This window comes from Streptomyces sp. NPDC107454 (genome assembly GCF_055582885.1).
The window spans coordinates 344070-363554 of record NZ_JBVJPA010000006.1; the positions used below are offsets into that span (position 1 = coordinate 344070).

13 protein-coding genes are annotated in these 19485 nt (G+C 70.8%); 8 read left to right on the plus strand and 5 right to left on the minus strand.

All coding sequences use genetic code 11. The features are described from left to right. The first annotated feature begins 134 nt into the window (after positions 1-134). From ACZ69M_RS17295 to ACZ69M_RS17305, 3 genes are all read left to right on the plus strand, one after another. Positions 135-1883: a serine/threonine-protein kinase gene (locus tag ACZ69M_RS17295; RefSeq protein WP_470050964.1), complete on the plus strand. Its 1749-nt coding sequence runs from the start codon at positions 135-137 to the stop codon at positions 1881-1883. Positions 1884-1993: 110 nt separating this feature from the next. After that, the gene (locus ACZ69M_RS17300) at positions 1994-3673 is read left to right on the plus strand and encodes a serine/threonine-protein kinase (protein WP_470050630.1); all 1680 of its coding nucleotides are present in this window, start codon (positions 1994-1996) and stop codon (positions 3671-3673) included. Positions 3674-3802: 129 nt separating this feature from the next. Further along, complete coding sequence (locus ACZ69M_RS17305; RefSeq protein ID WP_470050632.1) at positions 3803-5464, plus strand: serine/threonine-protein kinase; 1662 nt, start codon at positions 3803-3805, stop codon at positions 5462-5464. 33 nt (positions 5465-5497) lie between these two features. Here ACZ69M_RS17305 and ACZ69M_RS17310 read toward each other — a convergent pair whose 3' ends face one another. Next, positions 5498-7447 carry a glycosyltransferase family 2 protein gene (locus ACZ69M_RS17310; protein ID WP_470050634.1) on the minus strand — a complete coding sequence of 650 codons (1950 nt, stop codon included), beginning with the start codon at positions 7445-7447 and terminating at the stop codon, positions 5498-5500. Positions 7448-8038: 591 nt separating this feature from the next. Between ACZ69M_RS17310 and ACZ69M_RS17315 the strand changes: the two genes are divergently transcribed. Next, positions 8039-9676 (plus strand): succinic semialdehyde dehydrogenase, encoded by a 1638-nt coding sequence (locus ACZ69M_RS17315; protein ID WP_470050636.1) that lies wholly within the window; start codon positions 8039-8041, stop codon positions 9674-9676. A 64-nt stretch (positions 9677-9740) separates the two neighbouring features. Then, positions 9741-11546 (plus strand): GMC family oxidoreductase N-terminal domain-containing protein, encoded by a 1806-nt coding sequence (locus tag ACZ69M_RS17320; protein WP_470050638.1) that lies wholly within the window; start codon positions 9741-9743, stop codon positions 11544-11546. 151 nt (positions 11547-11697) lie between these two features. On the opposite strand, the gene ACZ69M_RS17325 is transcribed toward ACZ69M_RS17320, so the two are convergent. Next, positions 11698-12681: an LAETG motif-containing sortase-dependent surface protein gene (locus ACZ69M_RS17325; protein ID WP_470050640.1), complete on the minus strand. Its 984-nt coding sequence runs from the start codon at positions 12679-12681 to the stop codon at positions 11698-11700. 223 nt (positions 12682-12904) lie between these two features. Between ACZ69M_RS17325 and ACZ69M_RS17330 the strand changes: the two genes are divergently transcribed. Next, positions 12905-14143, plus strand: a complete 1239-nt coding sequence (locus ACZ69M_RS17330) for a hypothetical protein (RefSeq protein ID WP_470050642.1) — start codon at positions 12905-12907, stop codon at positions 14141-14143. A gap of 527 nt (positions 14144-14670) precedes the next feature. Here ACZ69M_RS17330 and ACZ69M_RS17335 read toward each other — a convergent pair. Further along, on the minus strand, positions 14671-14994 hold the full coding sequence (locus ACZ69M_RS17335) for a chorismate mutase (protein ID WP_282459373.1): 324 nt from the start codon (positions 14992-14994) through the stop codon (positions 14671-14673). Between the two features lie 419 nt (positions 14995-15413). On the opposite strand from ACZ69M_RS17335, the gene guaA reads away from it, so the two are divergent. Then, the gene (gene guaA / locus ACZ69M_RS17340; protein WP_470050643.1) at positions 15414-16994 is read left to right on the plus strand and encodes a glutamine-hydrolyzing GMP synthase; all 1581 of its coding nucleotides are present in this window, start codon (positions 15414-15416) and stop codon (positions 16992-16994) included. Between the two features lie 9 nt (positions 16995-17003). Here guaA and ACZ69M_RS17345 read toward each other — a convergent pair whose 3' ends face one another. Continuing rightward, positions 17004-17522, minus strand: coding sequence for a pyridoxamine 5'-phosphate oxidase family protein (locus ACZ69M_RS17345; RefSeq protein WP_470050645.1), 519 nt, complete (start codon positions 17520-17522; stop codon positions 17004-17006). A gap of 189 nt (positions 17523-17711) precedes the next feature. Here ACZ69M_RS17345 and ACZ69M_RS17350 point away from each other — a divergent pair, with 189 nt between their 5' ends. Then, positions 17712-18506: a class II aldolase/adducin family protein gene (locus tag ACZ69M_RS17350; RefSeq protein WP_351830756.1), complete on the plus strand. Its 795-nt coding sequence runs from the start codon at positions 17712-17714 to the stop codon at positions 18504-18506. 17 nt (positions 18507-18523) lie between these two features. Here ACZ69M_RS17350 and ACZ69M_RS17355 read toward each other — a convergent pair whose 3' ends face one another. Then, positions 18524-19441: a DUF4429 domain-containing protein gene (locus tag ACZ69M_RS17355; protein WP_470050647.1), complete on the minus strand. Its 918-nt coding sequence runs from the start codon at positions 19439-19441 to the stop codon at positions 18524-18526. Positions 19442-19485 lie beyond the last annotated feature (44 nt).

Consider the following 19485-nt stretch of genomic DNA (forward strand, 5'->3'; position numbering starts at 1 on the left):
CCGAATGGTTCCCTCCCGTACACGGAAGGGAGAACCGTCACAGTGCGGTCTCCGTACGACCCCGCCGGTTCCCTGTGCGGGGACCGCTCTTTAGTCTGACCCTGTCAATACCATTGCGGGGAAACGTGAATCAGATGCAGGGCCTGCTCCTCGCGGGCCGCTACCGACTTGTCGAATCCATCGGCAGCGGTGGCATGGGCCGCGTGTGGCGTGCGCACGACGAGGTGCTGCACCGTGCCGTCGCGATCAAGGAGCTGACGGCCGCGCTGTACGTGACGGAGAGCGACCGGGCCGTGCTGTTGGCGCGCACCCACGCCGAGGCGCGGGCCGCCGCCCGGATCAACCACTCGGCCGTTGTCACCGTGCACGACGTCCTGGATCACGACAACCGGCCCTGGATCGTCATGGAGCTGGTCGAGGGCAACTCACTGGCCGACGAGGTCAAGGACAAGGGGCGCGTCGAACCGGCCGAGGCGGCGCGGATCGGGCTGTGGGTGATGCGCGCCCTGCGCGCCGCACACTCCGCCGGCGTGCTGCACCGTGACGTGAAGCCCGGGAACGTACTGCTGTCCTCCGACCGGCGGGTGCTGCTCACCGACTTCGGGATCGCGCAGGTCGAGGGCGACACGACCATCACGCGCACCGGCGAGATCGTCGGCTCGGTCGACTATCTGGCGCCCGAGCGGGTGCGCGGGCACGACCCCGGGCCGTCCGCCGACCTGTGGGCGCTCGGCGCGACGCTGTACACGGCGGTGGAGGGGCGGTCGCCGTTCCGCCGGACCTCGCCGCTGACCACCATGCAGGCCGTGGTCGACGAGGAGCCCGCGCCGCCGCAGCACGCCGGTCCGCTCGGGCCCGTCATCACCGCGCTGCTCAACAAGGACCCGGCCGTGCGGCCCGGTGCGGAGGAGGCCGAGCAGATGCTCGCCGAGGCCGCGGAGGGTCGCCGGCCGAGTGCGGCGCAGGCGTATGTGCCGACGGAGCAGCACGTGGACACCGGCACCATGGGGATGGGCGCGCAGCGCGTGGCGCCCTACGGGACGGCGCCCCGGGGGACGGGGGCGCACGGCGCCGCGCCCCACGGACCGGGGGCGCACGAGACGGCGTCGCACGGGTCCGTGGCGCACGGATCGGGCGCGCACGGGGCGACGCCGACGCTGCATGCGCCGGTGCCCGGGCCCCTGGCCGAGGGCACCGGCACCGGGGGCGCGTCCGGGAGGCGGCGCCGCGGTCGTACGATCGCCCTCGTCGTCGTGCTCGCCGCCCTGATCGGCGGTGGCGGCGCCGTGGCCATGCACTATGTGAACGGCGCACGGACCGACGACACCCACAACAGCGCCTCGCCCCCCACCGCGAGTCCCGGCACCACCAAGCCCGGGAGCACCCCGAGCGCGAATTCGGGCACCCAGAAGCCGTCCGGCGCCGTGCCCGACACCTGGGTGCAGCGGGACGACGTCGAGGGCTTCACCATCTCCCTGCCCGACAAGACCTGGCAGCGGCAGGCCAACGGCAACCAGGTCGACTACACGCCCGACGGCGGCAAGCACTTCGTCCGCATCGCCATCGACGACTCGCCGGACTTCCCCACCCCGTACGCACACCAGCAGGACCTGGAGGAGCAGTTGACCAAGCTGGCCGACTACCGCCAGGTGCAACTGCAGTCCAACACCTTCCGCGACTGCCCGGGCTCCCTGTGGGACTTCACCTGGACCGCGCTGCCGAAGCAGACGCCGTTCCCCGGCGAGCGGCGGGCGATCGAGCAGACGTACCTCAGCCGCGAGGGTGTCGAGTACGCGATCTACATGTCCTCGCCCGCGGCGGACTGGGACACGGCGCGCCGGCAGTTCGACGTGATTCTCCGTAGCTGGCTCCCCAAGACCTGACGGGCCGGACGGACACGAACTGGTCGCAACCGGTCTGACGAGGCCGGATAACAACCCTCGCGTGGTCCGGAGCCCGGAGCGCGTCCGTCCGGTGCGGCATGATGAGGCGTATGGGGACCAAGGGGGAGAACGTCCGTGTGATCGGCGGCCGTTACCGGCTGGAGGCCAGGATCGGCCGGGGCGGCATGGGCGTCGTCTGGCGCGCCACCGACCAGCTGCTCGCCCGGCAGGTCGCGGTGAAGGAACTCGCCCTCGACGACTCGCTCTCCGACGACGAGGCCCGGACGCAGCGCGACCGCACCCTGCGCGAGGCCCGCGCGGTCGCCCAGCTGCACCACCCGCACATCATCGTCGTGCATGACGTGGTCGAGGAGGACGAACGGCCCTACATCGTCATGGAGTTGATCGACGGCGGCTCGCTCGCCGAGCGGATCTCCGCCGACGGTCCCGTCGACGCGCGCGAGGCCGCCCGGATCGGCCTCGCCCTCCTCGGCGCGCTGCGCCGCGCGCACGAGGCGGGTGTCCTGCACCGTGACCTCAAGCCCGCCAACGTCCTGATGGAGGCGGGCACCGACCGTGTCGTGCTCACCGACTTCGGCATCGCCCAGGTCGCGGGCGCCACGACGCTCACCGAGAGCGGGTCGTTCGTCGGCTCGCCCGAGTACACCGCGCCCGAGCGGATGTCCGGCGTCAGGACCGGCCCCGAGTCCGATCTGTGGTCGCTCGGGGCGCTGCTCTGCACGGTCCTGAGCGGTGAATCGCCCTTCCGCCGTGACTCGTTGGGCGGCATCCTGCACGCCGTCGTCATGGACGAGATCCGCCCGCCCGCGCAGGCCGCGCCCCTGCTGCCGGTCGTACGGGGGCTGCTGGAGCGCGATCCGGAGCGGCGGCTCGACGCGATGGAGGCGGAGCGGCTGCTCAAGGCCTTCCTGGAGACGGGCCGTACGCCGCGGGCCGCGTCGGCCGGCTACACGCCCACGCAACGGGACGTACCGAAGCGGAAGTCACCCGTCCAGCAGGCCGCGCACCCCTCCCCTCCGCCGGTTGCTCCCCCCGCCGCCGGGTCCGACCGTGCCCCGAAGCGGTCGGCGCGGACCATGCTCGTCGTCGCGGCGCTGGTCGCCGCCGTGGCCGGGGCGGGCGTGTCGGCGCTGCTGCTGGTGAACCACGGCGGGGGCAGCGGCGGGGGCGGTACGTCGACTCCGTCCGCCAGTTCGGCGCCGGGCACGTCCGTGAGCGCGTCGCACTCCCCGAGCGCGCCCGCGGCGCCGGGGTCTTCGGTCTCACCGAGCCCCGCCCCCACGGTCACCGTCACCCGGCAGCAGAAGCCGGCCGCCTCCTCCGGCACGGCACCCTCGGGCTACCGGACGGTCCATGACCCGGACGGGTTCTCGCTCGCCGTGCCGGACGGCTTCACCCGCGATCCGGAGGGCGAGCGGATCTTCTACTTGTCACCGGGCCAGACCTTCCGCCTCGGCATCAAGGCGACCGACCCCGAGGCGGGCGGCCCGCTCGCGGTGATGCGGCGCGCCGACGCCGACGGGCCGTCCACGAACCCGGGCTACCACGACGGCGCCGTCACCTCCACCACGCACGACGGACAGCCCGCCGCGCTCTGGGAGTTCACCTGGAACGGCTTCAGCGAGGCGGAGGGCGCGCGGCACACGTACGACCTCTGCTGGGAGGAGGGCGGCCGGATGTACGACGTGTGGGTGTCGGCGCCGGTCGGCAAGGTGACGCAGGCGAAGGAGTACTTCGAGGTGGCGTTGGACACCTTCGTGGCCCCGTAGACGAGACCATCTTCGTGGCCCCGCGGACGGGGGATCAACGGGAGATAAGGGACGGCCCGCGTCACGGGTCTGTGACCGGTGCGTGACGGGTCTGGATGCCGCAGAGCGTGCCGCGATAGGGATGGACCCATGAGGAACAACGGGGGAGTCCCTTACGGGTCCGACGAGCCGACGAGTTTCGTTCTGCAACCGCCGACCCGGGTCGCCCCGGAGCCGACGGCCGACTCCGCGCCCGGTCCAGTACCCACGCCCGTGCTCCATCCCGTGACCGCGCCCGACCCCGCCGCCGAGCCCGATCCCGACCCCGGCACCGGGCGGCTCGTCGCGGGCCGCTACCGGCTGCTCGGCAAGCTCGGTCACGGTGGGATGGGGACGGTCTGGCGGGCCGAGGACGAGACGGTGGGCCGTGAGGTCGCCGTCAAGGAGCCCCGCGTCCCGGACCACCTTCCCGAGCGTGAACGCGCCAATGTCTTCGAGCGGATGCGTCGCGAGGCGCGCGCCGCGGCCCGGCTCGACCACCCGGCGGTGGTGAACGTCCACGACGTCGCGGTCGTGGACGGTCAGCCCTGGATCGTCATGGAGCTGGTGCGGGGCCGTTCGCTGGGCGCCGCCCTCCAGGAGGGCACGCTCGGGGTGCGGGAGGCGGCGCGGATCGGTCTCGAGGTGCTCGGCGCGCTGGAGGCGGCGCACGCGGCGGGCATCCTGCACCGGGACGTCAAGCCCGACAACGTGCTGCTCGGCCCGCACGGCCGGGTCGTCCTCACCGACTTCGGCATCGCGCAGATCGAGGGCGAGACGAATCTGACCGCCACGGGCGGCTTCGTCGGGTCGCCCGAGTACATCGCGCCGGAACGGGTGCTCGGCCAGCGTCCGGGGCTGGCCTCCGACCTCTGGTCGCTCGGTGTCGTCCTGTACGCGGCCACGGAGGGCGTGTCGCCCTTCCGCCGCAGCAACACGCCCGCGACGCTTCAGTCGGTCCTCAACTCCACCCCGGCGCCGCCCGCTTCGGCGCGGGGGCCGCTGGCGGAGGCCATCGACGGACTCCTGGACAAGGACCCCTCCCGCCGCCCCGGCGCGGACCGGGTCCGGCGGATGCTGGAGGAGGCCGCCGCGCCACCCGCCCCGGAGCCGACGCAGGTCGTGCAGATCGCGGGTCCGGGCGGCAAGGGTCTGCGCGTGCGCCGCACGCCCCTGTTCCTCGGCCTCGGCGCGATGGTCGTCGCGACGGCGGTGGCGGCGTACCTGCTGTTCGCGAACCCGTTCGCGGGGCCGCTGCCCGACGGCTGGAAGAAGCACCACGAGACGGACGTCGCCGCGACACTGGCGGCACCCGCGGGTTATCAGAGATCGACGCCGGACCGGACGTCGGACAAAGGGCACTGGGTCACGTACACCGACTGGAGCGGCAGCATCTGGATCGGCCTGACCCTGATCGAGAAGTCCGAGGACACGAGCCATCGGATCAAGGACTCCTCGGCCGCCGAGATGTACGCCGACAACGACGACTTCAAGGGCAGCGGCGCGTACGAGCTGAGCATGCCCGCGGCCCCGCGCACGGACCCGGAGGAAACGAAGTACCACGGCAGGCAGTCCGCCGAGAACACCGTCGTCTACACGACCACCGACAGCCAGAACCCGCGCCCGCGCGAGGTGAAGATCTTCTACTACAAGACGGCCAAGGGCGACATGTACAAGCTCACGATCAGCTATCCGGGCAAGGGCGACTTCACGGCACGCGGCCGTGAGGTCGCCAGGACGGCGATCGCGAACCTGGACATCGACCGGCTGTGAGGGCCTGACCAGGGCTCGGCCTCGCCGCTCCGGTCACGCCTTCAGCTTGCCCGCGACCGCCTTGACCAGGTCGGTCTTCGCGACCAGCAGGGCGAAGCGCCCGCCGGAGCCGGAAGCCGACTTCGCGTACCAGGGCAGACCCCGGCGGCGCCACTTGCTCGCTTCCAGGTCCTTCGGGATCTTCGGCAGGGCGAAGGACCAGCCGGAGAGCCGCAGTTCGCCGGTCCAGGTGCCGGCGGGGAGGTCGAGGACCGGTACGCGGGCGGTGAAGGTGTCGGCGTGGGCGGTGCGTGCGACGGGGAAGGCGGCGGTGGCGCCGCTGTCGTTGCTGAGGGCCAGGGTCAGCGGGCCGTCCGGGTAGGCGCCGAGGGTCCAGCGGCCGGTGATCAGCAGTTCGGTGGGGTTGCTGGCGTTCCAGCGGGACTCCCCGAACGTGAGGTGCGGCAGGACCCGGTTCTTCTTCTCGCCCAGGTCGAGCGTGAAGTTGCCGTGCGGCTTGGTGGTGTAGAGGGTGACGGCGCGAATACCGCGGGCGGTGTCCACGACACGGGTGTCCGCCGCGCCGGAGACGTCCAGGGCCCGCTTGCTGCCGATCCGCACCTCACGGGACAGCCCCTGGGCGCCGACGGCCAGGGAGATGTCCCACAGCCCGTCGCCGAGCGGCGCGCCGTCCGCGGCGGTGTCGATGTCGACGGTCGTCTCGAATCCGGCCTCTTCGTAGGTGTACGCGCCCTCGTCCTCGTGCGCGCCGAGCCCCGGAGTGGCGGTGTGCCGGACGGGGAGCCGGTACTCCGTCCCGCTGCCGCGCTCGCGCAGGACGAGACCGGTGGTGACGTCCTCGGTCGCGACGCGGTGGAGGTACCCGTACCCGGCCAGGCGCAGGGTGGTGCCGTGCAGCTCGGCGCGGGTGACCTGGTGACGCAGGCCGAGCTGGTCGGTGACGTCGTAGCAGCTGTCCGGGACGGAGCGGGCGGGGTCGCGGAGGAATGGGTAGCGGGCGTAGGCCCGGCCGCCGTCGACCAGCACGGGAGTGGCGACCTTGCTCTTGGCCAGCTGCTTCTCGAACCGGGTCAGTTCGAGCACCTCGTCGAGCATCCGGTGCCGCACGAGGTGGAGCCGGAGCCGGGCCATCGCCGAGAGCTGGTCGTCCATCCCCTCGTGCCACAGCGGTGCGATGGCGTCGGCGAGCCGGTCCAGCTGCTTCTGCTGCAGCTCGCGGGGTTCGCGCGCCACATGACCGAGGAGCTGCTGCACCTCGACGGTCAGATGCCGGTGGGCGAGGTGGTCGCGGCCCGGGCCGGCCGGCACGTTCTCCAGGATCACGTCGACGATGCGCGGCAGGAACCGCAGCCGGGGCTCGGAGCCGCCGGTCTGCAGGGTGATGTTGCCGTCGTCGTCCCGCTGCACCCAGTACAGGCAGTCGTACGAGGCCAGCACGGAGATCCCCGAGGCGTGCAGATACGCCGGGCCGACGAACATCTGGTCCTCGCCGATCTTGAGATCGGTCGGGAAGCGGAGGTGGTGCCGTTCCAGGAGTTCGCGGCGGAACAGCTTCATCGGGTTCAGGGTCCAGTAGACCCGCGAGGAGAAGACGTCGGTCTTCGGCTGGTCGCGCCGGAACATGGACGTGGGCGCGCCGCGTCCGCCCACACCGACCATCTTGCCGAGGACGACATCCGTGCCGTTCTCCTCGGCCATCGCCACCATGCGCTCCAGGGCCTCCGGCCCCAGGTAGTCATCGGCGTCGAGGAAGAACACGAACTGTCCCCGCGCGTGGTCGAGTCCGCGGTTGCGCGGGGCGGAGGGGCCACCGGAGTTCTCCTGATGGATCACCCGCAGCAGGGCCGGATACGCGTCGGACAGCCGCTCGAGTTCGGCCGCCGTGCCGTCCGTGGAGCCGTCGTTGACGACGATGATCTCCAGCTGGTCCTGCCCGATGCTCTGATCGGCGACGGACGTAATACACCGTGTCAGGTAGGGCATCGCGTTATAAGCAGCGACAATCACCGAAACAGTGGGCACAGCCATCGTCACGTTCTCCTGGCAAGACGGGGCACGCCCCTCGTTTGCCGGCCACTTGGGAAACCGCGTAAGCAAGATCCATATGTGTGGGAGAAGGTGCCGATAGAGATGTGAACATACCGTGAGTCGTCGGTGCGTTCAACATGAATGCTCAGTGAAGTCGGAGTCTGAAGTGTGGTTCAGCTCACTTCTCGAATGACCGATTCATTCATGCTTTCTCCCGAAAAAAGCGCTCTGGAAAATTGGCAGGGGAAAGGGCGGGACGGCAAAAGAGGGTTTTCCTGGGAAATTTCCCTTGCGGTAATCATGGAACGCGGGTGGAGCATAAGTGGGGCATAAAGGGTGCGGCGGACGCCGCGCGCGCCGTCGGGGCACCTGGCCGTCCAAGAGCGCCCGCGCACTCCTGGACATCGGCGAAGCGGCGTCGAGCTCCCGAACAACGCCCTGATCAGGGCGTTCCCTGCCAGTGACCACTGGCGCGGTGTGTGCAGTCGGTGAAAGCGAGTTACCAACGGGTACCCAAAGCCCGCACTCCGTCATACGCTGCGCCTCATGACGGACTCGCAGGCCTCGGAAATCACCGGCACGGTCAAGTCGGAAAAGACCGGCACCAACCCCCTCGCCCCCGCACCCGTGGGCGCCCGCACCGCCGCCGACGTGGTCACGCCCGAGCTGGTCGCGCAGCTCACCAAGGGTGTCGTCGGCTCGGGGCGGACGGCCAACCACACCCCGTTCACCGGCGAGAAGCTGGCCGACCTGCCCGAGTCCACCCCCGAGGACGTACAGGAGGCCTTCGAGCGGGCCCGTAAGGCGCAGGTCGCCTGGGGTGCCACGCCCGTACGGCAGCGCGCCGCCGTCCTGCTCCGCTTCCACGACCTGGTGCTCGCCCGCCAGGCCGAGGTGCTCGACCTCATCCAGCTGGAGACCGGCAAGGCCCGGCTGCACGCGCACGAAGAGGTGCAGGCCGTCGTCGTGGCCGCCCGCCACTACGGCAGGAAGGCTCCCGCCTACCTCAGCCCCAAGCGGCACGCCGGGGCCATGCCCACCCTCACCAAGGTCACCGAGCTGCGCCACCCGCGCGGTGTCGTGGGCCAGATCGCGCCCTGGAACTACCCCCTCGAACTCTCCGTCGGCGACGCGCTCCCGGCCTTCGTCGCGGGCAACGCCGTGGTGATGAAGCCGGACACCGAGACCTGCCTCACCGCCCTGTGGGCGCGCGACCTGCTCGTCGAGGCCGGGTTGCCCGCCGAGGTCTTCCAGGTCGTCATCGGGGACGGTCCGGTCGTTGGTCCCGAGGTCGTCAAGCACGCCGACTACGTCTCCTTCACCGGGTCCACCCGGACCGGCCGCGAGGTCGCCCAGGGAGCCGCCGCCCGGCTCGTCGGCGTCTCCCTCGAGCTCGGCGGCAAGAACGCGATGGTGGTCCTGGAGGACGCCGACATCGACAAGGCCGCCGCGGGCGCCGTCCGCGCCTGCTTCTCCTCCGCCGGGCAGCTCTGCATCTCCATCGAGCGGTTGTACGTCCACGAGTCCGTCGCCGACGCGTTCGCGGAGCGCTTCGCCGCGCGGACCAAGGCCATGCGGCTCGGCACCTCCCTCGCCTACGGCGCCGACATGGGCTCGCTGGTGGGGGAGCGGCAGCTGGAGACCGTGACCCGGCACGTGGAGGAGGCGGTCGCCAAGGGCGCGAAGCTCGTCGCCGGCGGCGTCGCCCGCCCCGACATCGGCCCCTACTTCTACGAGCCCACCATCCTCGACGGCGTGGAAGCCCCCATGGCTGTCTGCAACGAGGAGACCTTCGGGCCCGTCGTCTCCCTCTACCGCTTCAAGACGGACGACGAGGTCGTCGAACTCGCCAACTCCACGTCGTACGGCCTCAACTCCTCCGTCTGGACGAAGGACGGGCGACGCGGGCGCGCGGTCGCGGCGCGGCTGCGCACCGGCACGGTCAACGTCAACGAGGGATACGCGCCCGCGTACGGCAGCGTCCAGTCGCCGATGGGCGGCATGAAGGACTCCGGCCTCGGCCGCCGGCACGGCTCCGAGGGCATCCTCAAGTACACCGAGGCACAGACCGTCGCCCAGCAGCGACTGCTGCCGATGGCGCCCTCGCTCGGCATGGACGACGAGAAGTACGCGCAGTTCATGAGCCGCAGCCTGAGGGTGATGAAGGCGCTCCGGTTGCGCTAGCGCCCCGCAAGGGGCGCGGGGAACTGCGCGAGCAACCACGGACGACCCGCAGCGAGGAGAACACGTGTCGCAGGAGAACTCTGCCCGACCGCCGGTAGGCGACCCGTACGACTACGACGTCATCGTCGTCGGCTCCGGCTTCGGTGGCTCGGTCACGGCCCTCAGGCTCACCGAAAAGGGCTACCGCGTCGGAGTGCTGGAAGCGGGCCGTCGCTTCACCCGTGACGCGCTGCCCAAGAACTCCTGGGACATCAAGAACTACCTGTGGGCGCCGGCGCTCGGCATGTACGGCATCCAGCGCATCCATCTGCTGGGCAACGTCATGGTGCTGGCGGGCGCCGGAGTCGGCGGCGGCTCCCTGAACTACGCCAACACCCTCTACGTGCCGCCGAAGGCATTCTTCGACGACCCGCAGTGGAAGGACATCACCGACTGGCAGGCGGAGCTGAAGCCGTACTACGACCAGGCCCGCCGGATGCTCGGTGTGCGGCTCAACCCGACCATGACCCCCTCCGACGTCCATCTCAAGGCGGCCGCGCAGCGGATGGGCGTCGGCGACAGCTTCCACATGGCGCCGGTCGGCGTCTTCTTCGGTGACGGGCAGGACGCGGACGGCACGGCCAAGGCCGGGCCCGGGGGTGAGGTGGAGGACCCCTACTTCGGGGGCGCCGGACCCGCCCGCAAGGCGTGCACCGAGTGCGGCGAGTGCATGACCGGCTGCCGGCACGGCGCGAAGAACACCCTCAACGAGAACTACCTGTACCTGGCGGAGAAGGCGGGCGCGGTCGTGCACCCGATGACCACCGTCGTGTCCGTCACCGACGACTCGCAGGGCGGATACGCCGTCGCCACCCTGCCCACGGACGAGAAACGCAAGGGCGAAGGGCGCACGCTCAAGGCGCGCAGGGTCGTCATCGCCGCGGGCACGTACGGCACGCAGACACTGCTGCACCGGATGAAGGCGGGCGGCCAACTGCCGTACCTCTCCCCGAGGCTGGGCGAGCTGACCCGCACCAACTCGGAGGCGCTGGTGGGCGCGCAGACCGACAACCGCCGCTACCGCAAGGCACACGGCACGCCCAAGGCCGACTTCACCCAGGGTGTCGCCATCACGTCCTCGATCCACCCGGACGCGAACACCCACATCGAGCCCGTCCGCTACGGCAAGGGCTCGAACGCCATGGGCGGCCTGTCCATCCTCCAGGTCCCGTACGCGGAGGGCTCGTCGAGGGTGGCGGGATGGCTGGCGAACGCGGCGAAGCACCCGCTCCTCGTGCTCCGCTCGCTCTCCAACCGCCGCTGGTCCGAGCGGACCATCATCGGTCTGGTGATGCAGTCGCTGGACAACTCCCTGACGACCTACCTGAAGTCGAAGGGCGCGGGCAAGGGCCTGCTGACGGCCCGGCAGGGGCACGGCGCGCCCAACCCCAAGCAGATCAGGGCCGCGTCCGAGGCGGCGTCCGCCGTCGCCGCGGAGATCAACGGGTTCGCGGGCAGCAACGTGGGCGAGCTGATGGGAACGCCGCTGACCGCGCACTTCCTGGGCGGTTGCCCGATCGGCGACTCCCGGGAGACCGGCGTGATCGACCCGTACCACCGGCTGTACGGCCACCCGGGCATCTCCGTCGTCGACGGCGCGGCGGTCTCCGCGAACCTCGGGGTGAATCCGTCGCTCACCATCACCGCCCAGGCCGAACGCGCGATGTCGTACTGGCCCAACAAGGGCGAGGCGGACCCGCGTCCGGCGCCGGGAGCGGCGTACGAGCGTCTGGAGCCGGTCGAGCCCCGTGACCCGGCGGTGCCCGCGGACGCCTTCGGCGCGCTGCGGCTGCCGTTCCTGGGGATGCCGAAGGTGCCCCCGAAGCCGTGAGCGGTACGGCTTCGAGGGGAGTACAGGCGTAAGCAGTACACAAGCGTGCTGACGGCTCTGTGCACGCGAAGAAGGACCTGTGCCCCCCTCCGAGCCCAGGTCCTTCTTCTCTTACGAGGCGTGCTGCCTACGTGGGTGTGGCGGTCACCGCTTACGCGGTCGCGTCACCCGACTTGCGACGACGCACCACGAACACCGCACCCGCACCGGCGACGACGGCGATGCCACCGGCAAGCGCGATCATCGGCAGGGCGGAGCTGGAGCCGGTCTCGGCGAGGCTGCCGTTGACCTCAGGGGTGTTGCCCTTGTCGGCGGGCTTGTCCGAGACCGGAACCTTGCCGCCTTCCTGCGGCTTGGTGCCATCGGTGTCGGTACCCGAGGAGACGATCTGGAACTTGTACGCGACCTCACCGAAGCCCGTGCACTGGCCGTCCGTGTCGCCGTAGATGCTGGCGCCGAGCGAGAAGCCGGCGCCGACCGGGGCGCTGGACTTCACGTTGATACGGAGCGGGATGTCGACCTCGTAGTCGGGCTTCAGCTCGTCGGTGTAGCCGACGTAACCGACCGCGTAACCCTCGGAGTCGACGTCCTCCCAGGCCTTGGTGTCCTCGTTGTACGCCTGGAGCTGGACCTTCTTGCTCTGGAAGAGGTCGTCGCCCGCCTTGTCGGAGGACGCGCCGGCGAAGAAGCCGAGCTCGTTCAGAGTGGACTTGGAGTTGTTGAGCACGTTCAGGGAGAACTTGTGCCAGCCACTGCCCGCCGCGATCTTGCCGGGCAGGCCGGAGATGGAGACGTCGACCTTGGAGTCCTGGCACTCGGACGGCTCGGGCTCCGGCGTGTCCGACGGCTCGGGCGACGTCGACGTGCTCGGCGCGGGCGTCGCGGAGGTCGAGGTGGTGGCGGTGGCGGTGGCGCTCGACGTCGGAGCGGTCTCGGTCGCCGTCGCGGACGTGGTCTCGGAGGGCGCGGGAGTGGTCTCGGTCGGGGTCGCCGACGCGGACTCGCTCGCGGACTCGGACACCGTCGCGGTGGGGGAGGGGCTCTCGTCCGCGAACGCGGCCGGCGCCGAAAGCAGCGCCAGAGGGGCTATTGCTGCCGTTGCGGCCGCCAGGGCCATGGCACGGCGAAGCTTCATGAAGACCTCGGAAAGTCCGGTACCGCGTCGTCACGGTACTCGTATGGGATGAGGCCTCCGCGTGTGGGGCGCGGGTGTGGCCGTTGGTTCTGCAGGTGTGACCCGCGAAACCTGTGAACGGTTGTGCCTTCACTCACCAAATTCTTATGTGGGCTGTGTCACATGCGGATCTGTGCGGATCTGCCTTGTGTACAGGCTTTCGATCCACTTAGAACTGATCCTCGTGTCTGACAAGCAGCCCGAAGGGGCGGGGGAGTCCGGGGAGTTCAAGCAACCCTCGGTCCCCGACGACGTGTGGGAACGGTTCGCCCGCGACACCGAACGTGACATCCGCAGTTCGGCGCCGAAGGAGCCGTCCGCCCGGGCGCGCATGGTGACCGAACGGCTCCGGCAGAAGGACGCCGAGGGCGCCCGGCCGGAGGGGTGGCGAACGGGTCCGGCCATGGTCCCCCCTGGTCGAGCGAAGTCGAGAGCTTGGGGGAGGGAGATGGACGGGCGCGCGTCCCGTCGGCGCCGGCTGTGGGCGATCCTCGGCGTGCCCGTCGCGATCGCCGTGGCGCTGGTGGCGGTCAAGCCCTCGCTGCTGCCGGGCGACCCCTTCGGCACGTCGTCCGGTACGCCGTCCGGGGGCGCGTCCGCCGCCGCGCTGCCCGCCGAGACCGCGCCTCCGACCGCCGCTCCCTCCAGCGCCGCGCCCGACACGCCCACCCTCGACAGGCCGTTCGCCGGCTCGCCCGCCGAGGGCTGGGCCGACGGCGCCGCCGCCATCGTCGTACCGAAGGCGAAGCCGGTCGGTACGTTCACGAGCGCGCAGGTGGCCGAGGCCCTGAAGCAGGCGAAGACCCTGCTCGTCGGCGCGAACCTGGCCCCGGGGACCCTGCGGGGCGAGCGCCCCGAGAGCGCGCTCGCCGTCCTCGACCCGAAGCAGCCCCGCATGCTCGACGACCTGAACAGCCGGCTGCGCGCGCCGGGCAAGAAGCACGATCCGCTGCTGCTCTTCAGCCGGTTCGACCCGGCCGAGGTACGGCCGGCCGGGGATGTGGTCAAGGTCCGTGGCCGGATGACGTTCAAGGCGGGCGAGCACGGGTCCGTCGCCATCCACATGGACTACACCTTCGTCTACCCCCTGATCCAGGCGTCGAAGGCGTCGAAGGCGCCGACCGAGGGTTCCGGCGGGGGCTCGACCGAGGTCGCCCGCACCATCGTGCGCCGCGTCCTCGACCTCGAACTCCTCGACCCGCGGAAGTACCAGGCCACTCCCGGCAAGCTGTCGGTCATCCGGTACGACCAGGACCTCGGCAACACCGCGTGTGACGTCTACGACGGTTTCCTGCACCCCCAGTTCGACTCAGCCGCCCCCACCGGCGCGCCTCCGACGGGGCCCACGACCGACCCGTACGACCGCAGCCGGGACATCGAGCACTCCGGCACGCAGACGTGCGGCACGCTGTCCCGCACCTGATGTGAGGTGACGGGCGTGCGAAGGGCCCCGCGGGACGGAGACCGCGGGGCCCTTCGTCGTCAGCACCGACGTCAGGGCAGCGCCGGTGCCTGGGGAGCGGCGCCGGGGGCTGCGCCGCGGGTCTTGGTACGGACACGGGGTATGGCTACGGGGGTACTGCCATGAGGGGACGGATACGGGGGGTATGGACACGGGGCACGGACACGGGGGCACGGACACGGGATACGGGACGTGGGACCGTGGAACGGGTTCCGCCGGACGGCCCCGGGCGTCCCCGGAGCCGACCGTTCTCTTGAGTGACCGGGCCGCTGTCCCCTGCCGTCCGGTCACACCCCTGGGACGAGGTCCCACGACGTACGGCACGATCCGTACGTCTCATCGCCCCAGTGGAGCCACGCGTGGTTCTTTCGGGCCCGCCCCTGGCTGGCACGGACACCGGGACCAACGAAGTCCGCGGCGCCCCGGTCACGCGCCGTACGGGTGAGAGGGCATGCGTACGTGCGTACGTGAGCACGTCGCGTACGGGGTCAGACGCGGCCGCGGCACAGCTCCAGCAGCGTCATGGCGAGCGAGGTGCCGGGCTTGCCGAGCGCGTCCCTGAAGTGGGCGAGGATCTCCATCTCGCGCGAGAGGTTCACCCGGCGGCCACCGGACTCGATCCGGGCCTCCTGGATCACCTTCGACACGGCCATCCGTTCCTGGACGAGGCCGATGATCCGGTCGTCGAGGGCGTCGATGCGTTCACGGGCGCCGGTGATCACGTCCGCGGCCTCGTCGGTACGGGCGCCGGTCTTGTCGAGTACGTCGGCCATGGTGGGCTCCTCTTGGGATGAGGTGCCCCGGATCGGCAGGACCCGGAAACGGCAGGCGCCCCGGGCCTTGTCGGCCCGGGGCGCCTGGGAAGTCGCTTGTCAGTTGCTCAAGCAGCACGACCATGGCAGCCGGTGGGCCGGTTGCCATAGGTAAACACGAAGGTCGCCTGCGTAAGCATGCAAGCAGTATGCCCACAGGGCCTTGCCACGTCCAAGCGGGTTCGGATACTGAGACCCGGACTCCCCACGTTTTCAGCCCGTCCGGCGTTTGAGGACGAGGCCGTTCAGGCCGATCGGGGGTCCGGGGGCGGAGCCCCTGGCGGGGGCGAAGGGGCGGAGCCCCTGGGGATGGGTCGGGTAGGGGCGGCGGGGGCGGAGAACCCGGTGCAGGCACGCTCGCGTGGACCCCCGGTAGACTCGATACCCCACACCCCCTGCTCACCGCCGGAAGGCAAACCGTGCCAGAAGCGTCCCCCGCCGCCCCCGCGACCGTCCTGGTCGTCGACTTCGGTGCGCAGTACGCCCAGCTCATCGCCCGCCGCGTCCGCGAGGCCCGGGTCTACAGCGAGATCGTGCCGAGCAGCATGCCGGTCCAGGAGATGCTCGCCAAGAACCCGGCGGCGATCATCCTCTCCGGAGGCCCCTCGTCGGTGTACGCCGAGAGCGCCCCCCGCCTCGACCGCGCGATCTTCGAGTCGGGCGTCCCCGTCTTCGGCATGTGCTACGGCTTCCAGCTGATGGCGACGACCCTCGGCGGCACGGTCGACAACACCGGCGCCCGCGAGTACGGCCGTACGCCCCTGCACGTCTCCAAGCCCGGATCGACCCTCTTCGAGGGCACCCCGGACGAGCAGTCGGTGTGGATGTCGCACGGCGACGCGTGCAGCGCCGCCCCCGAGGGCTTCACGGTCACGGGGTCCACGGACGTCGTCCCGGTCGCGGCCTTCGAGAACGACGAGAAGAAGCTGTACGGCGTCCAGTACCACCCGGAGGTCATGCACTCCACGCACGGCCAGCAGGTGCTCGAGCACTTCCTGTACCGCGGCGCGGGCCTCACGCCGAACTGGACGACCGGCAACGTCATCGACGAGCAGGTCGCCCTCATCCGCGAGCAGGTCGGCGACAAGCGCGCCATCTGCGGCCTCTCCGGCGGCGTGGACTCCGCCGTCGCCGCCGCCCTCGTACAGAAGGCCATCGGCTCCCAGCTGACCTGCGTGTACGTCGACCACGGCCTGATGCGCAAGGGCGAGACCGAGCAGGTCGAGAAGGACTTCGTGGCCGCGACCGGCGTACAGCTGAAGGTCGTGGACGCGCAGGAGCGGTTCCTCACCGCGCTCAAGGGCGTCTCGGACCCCGAGGAGAAGCGGAAGATCATCGGCCGGGAGTTCATCCGGGTCTTCGAGCAGGCCCAGGCGGAGATCATCGCCGAGGCCGCGGAGGGCGAGGACGTCGCCTTCCTGGTCCAGGGCACGCTCTACCCGGACGTGGTCGAGTCCGGTGGCGGCACCGGCACGGCCAACATCAAGTCCCACCACAACGTGGGCGGCCTCCCCGAGGACCTCGAGTTCGAGCTCGTCGAGCCGCTGCGCAAGCTGTTCAAGGACGAGGTCCGGATGGTCGGACAGGAGCTCGGTCTCCCCGACGAGATCGTCCAGCGCCAGCCCTTCCCGGGCCCGGGCCTCGGCATCCGGATCGTCGGCGAGGTCACCAAGGAGCGCCTGGACCTGCTCCGCGAGGCCGACGCCATCGCGCGCGAGGAGCTCACGGCGGCCGGCCTGGACCGTGACATCTGGCAGTGCCCGGTGGTCCTGCTCGCGGACGTCCGCAGCGTGGGCGTCCAGGGCGACGGCCGCACGTACGGCCACCCGATCGTGCTGCGCCCCGTCTCCTCCGAGGACGCGATGACCGCCGACTGGTCCCGCCTCCCGTACGAGGTCCTCGCCAAGATCTCGACCCGCATCACCAACGAGGTCGCGGACGTCAACCGAGTCGTCCTCGACGTCACGAGCAAGCCCCCGGGCACGATCGAGTGGGAGTAGTCCCACCCGTCAGGTCCGCCTGAGTGTCCGCACCGGCTCTCCGGGCGTCCAGACCTGGACGACCAGATAGGTGTCGTCCTCGACGCAGGTCCGCACGACCTCCGTCAGCTCGGTGCGGAAGAGGTGGAACGGCTCCGGCGGTTCCACCTCTTTCACGTACGCGGCCCTGGCCGCCCCGTCGCCGACCTCGACGGCCCGTCCACTGATCCGGACGTCCCCGCCCCCCATCGCCGTGCCCGGCCCCGGGTTCGCCTGGAGCGCGAAGCGCGGGTCGCGGCGCAGGTCGAGTGCCTTGAGCGAGTCCGGCATCATGCCGAGCCACAGCTCGCCGCGCAGGAAACGCACCTCCAGGCCGGTGGTCCGGGGCGAACCGTCCTTGCGGAGGGTCGCCAGGACGTGGTGCGTGAAGGCCCCGAAACGCTCTTCGACCGACTGGGCGAGTGAGGGTTCGGCGGCGACGAAGGTGCCCCAGCGCGCAGGGTTCGCAGGGTCGGCAGGGCTCTCGGTAAGACCGTTGGCAGCGCTCATACGGTGAGTGTGGCGCCAATACCCGACAACTGATGTCGGGTATTGGCGGGCGCTCGGCAGGCGCTCACGGCAGCTGCCCCGCCCCCTCTCGTAACGGTTGCGCACTCTCTTCACCGAACGGCTCTGTTCTCCTGCACCGACCGGAGGTAACTTCCGCTCCGTATCGGACACGCCAGTGCTGGAGGACCTATGCAAGGGCCCACGCCGCCCGTGCCCCTGCCCACCGACCAGCTGCAGTTCGCCATGCCGCCGATGTACGACTCGTTGGACGACGAGCGACGCCATCGCAAGGAACGGTTGGCCGGCGCGCTGCGGATCTTCGGGCGGCTCGGCTTCGAGGACGGGGTCTCCGGTCACATCACCGCGCGCGACCCGGAGTACAGCGACTGCTTCTGGGTGAACCCCTTCGGGATGCCCTTCAAGCACGTCACCGTGAGCGACCTGGTCATGGCCAACCAGGACGGGCAGGTGATCGAGGGCCGCTACCACGTCAACCAGGCGGCGTTCACCGTGCACGCCCAGGTCCACGCCGCCCGCCCCGACGTCGTCGCCGTCGCGCACTGCCACTCCGTGCACGGCCGCGCCCTGTCCGCCCTCGGTGACCTGCTCGACCCGATCAGCCAGGAGAGCTGCGCCTTCTACGAGGACCACGCGCTGTACGACTCGTACACCGGTGTCGCCGTGGACACCGAGGAGGGCCGCCGGATCGCCTCCGCGCTCGGCACCCGCAAGGCGCTCGTGCTGCGCAACCACGGGCTGCTGACCGTGGGCGACTCGGTGGACGCGGCGGCCTGGTGGTTCCTGTCGATGGAGCGCTCCAGCCAGGTCCAGCTGACCGCACGGGCCGCGGGCCGCCCCCTCCTCATCGACCACAAGCAGGCGGTCGCGACCCGGGAGCAGCTCGGCGGCGACCTGGTGGCGTGGATCAACTACCAGCCGCTGTGGCAGGACATCAGCCGCAGCGAACCGGACCTCCTCAGCTGAATCCCGGTGCGCAACGGCTAGAAGCCCCGCAGCACAGCCGCCTTGGTCGCCGCGAACTCCTCATCCGTGAGCACACCGTCGCGATGCAGCTCGCCCAGCTCCCGCAGCCGCCGCAGCAGTACGTCGTGATGGTCGGCCTGGGCCGGTACCGATGCTGCCGGTGGCGCCGATCCTGGTCCCGCCGCCGCGGTCAGTTGCGGCGGGACCTCGACGTGCTCGCCCGCCTGGAGGGACGGATGCGGCAGCCGGGCGGTCACCGCGGCGGCGACGAGCGCCGTGAGCAGGTCGCGGCGGGCGCTGCCCCACAGGTCGAGGGCGAACGGATCCTTCTCCGGCGGCAGCTTGGAGAACACGGTCTCGCGCGTCACGAACCGCAGAAACCCGTCCTCGTACCCGGAATTGGGCAGCCACTCCACCTGCACCAGGTCCCCGACGGCGATGATCCGCGGCCCCGTCGCCCGCTTGACCCGGTCCGAGGTGTCCGCCCAGTCGATCCGCACCTGCGCCCCGTCGAAGGAGATCGTGCCGTCGCTGGACCGGACGGACACGGGCACGGGCGGCCCCGCGAGGAGGAAGGCCTTCGCCGGCTCCTTGGGGATCTGGTCCAGGAGCAGGGCGTGCCGGATCTCCTCGGCGACGTACTCCGCGACCCCGGTACGGTCGATGTCGACCGTCAGCCGGTACGGGTCCGCCGCGTCGGGCAGCCGTCCGCCGGTCGCCTGTAGCAGTGGATCGGCACCCTCGCGGAGCCTGAGGCGCAGTCTGCCGCGCTTGCGTTCGGGTTCGTAGACGATGCCTGAAACCGCCTCCAGGGGAACGGCGATCTCTCCGTACGTCTGCCGGAACAACGGCACGGAGCGATGGAGTCCGGGCGTGATCCTGACCGTGCTGCCGTCGAAGGCCCAGGTCCCGTCGCGCTGGATGATCTCGGCCATGGGGAAATTCTCGCAGCCGGGTCAACACGGGGTCCCCCGCTTCA

Excerpts from the sequence above, each read along its gene's own strand:
- ACZ69M_RS17295 (WP_470050964.1), top strand. The coding sequence starts at position 135 with ATGCAGGGCCTGCTCCTCGCGGGCCGCTACCGACTTGTCGAATCCATC.
- ACZ69M_RS17300 (WP_470050630.1), top strand. The coding sequence starts at position 1,994 with ATGGGGACCAAGGGGGAGAACGTCCGTGTGATCGGCGGCCGTTACCGG.
- ACZ69M_RS17305 (WP_470050632.1), top strand. The coding sequence starts at position 3,803 with ATGAGGAACAACGGGGGAGTCCCTTACGGGTCCGACGAGCCGACGAGT.
- ACZ69M_RS17310 (WP_470050634.1), bottom strand. The coding sequence starts at position 7,447 with ATGCCCTACCTGACACGGTGTATTACGTCCGTCGCCGATCAGAGCATC.
- ACZ69M_RS17315 (WP_470050636.1), top strand. The coding sequence starts at position 8,039 with ATGACGGACTCGCAGGCCTCGGAAATCACCGGCACGGTCAAGTCGGAA.
- ACZ69M_RS17325 (WP_470050640.1), bottom strand. The coding sequence starts at position 12,681 with ATGAAGCTTCGCCGTGCCATGGCCCTGGCGGCCGCAACGGCAGCAATA.
- ACZ69M_RS17345 (WP_470050645.1), bottom strand. The coding sequence starts at position 17,522 with ATGAGCGCTGCCAACGGTCTTACCGAGAGCCCTGCCGACCCTGCGAAC.
- ACZ69M_RS17350 (WP_351830756.1), top strand. The coding sequence starts at position 17,712 with ATGCAAGGGCCCACGCCGCCCGTGCCCCTGCCCACCGACCAGCTGCAG.
- ACZ69M_RS17355 (WP_470050647.1), bottom strand. The coding sequence starts at position 19,441 with ATGGCCGAGATCATCCAGCGCGACGGGACCTGGGCCTTCGACGGCAGC.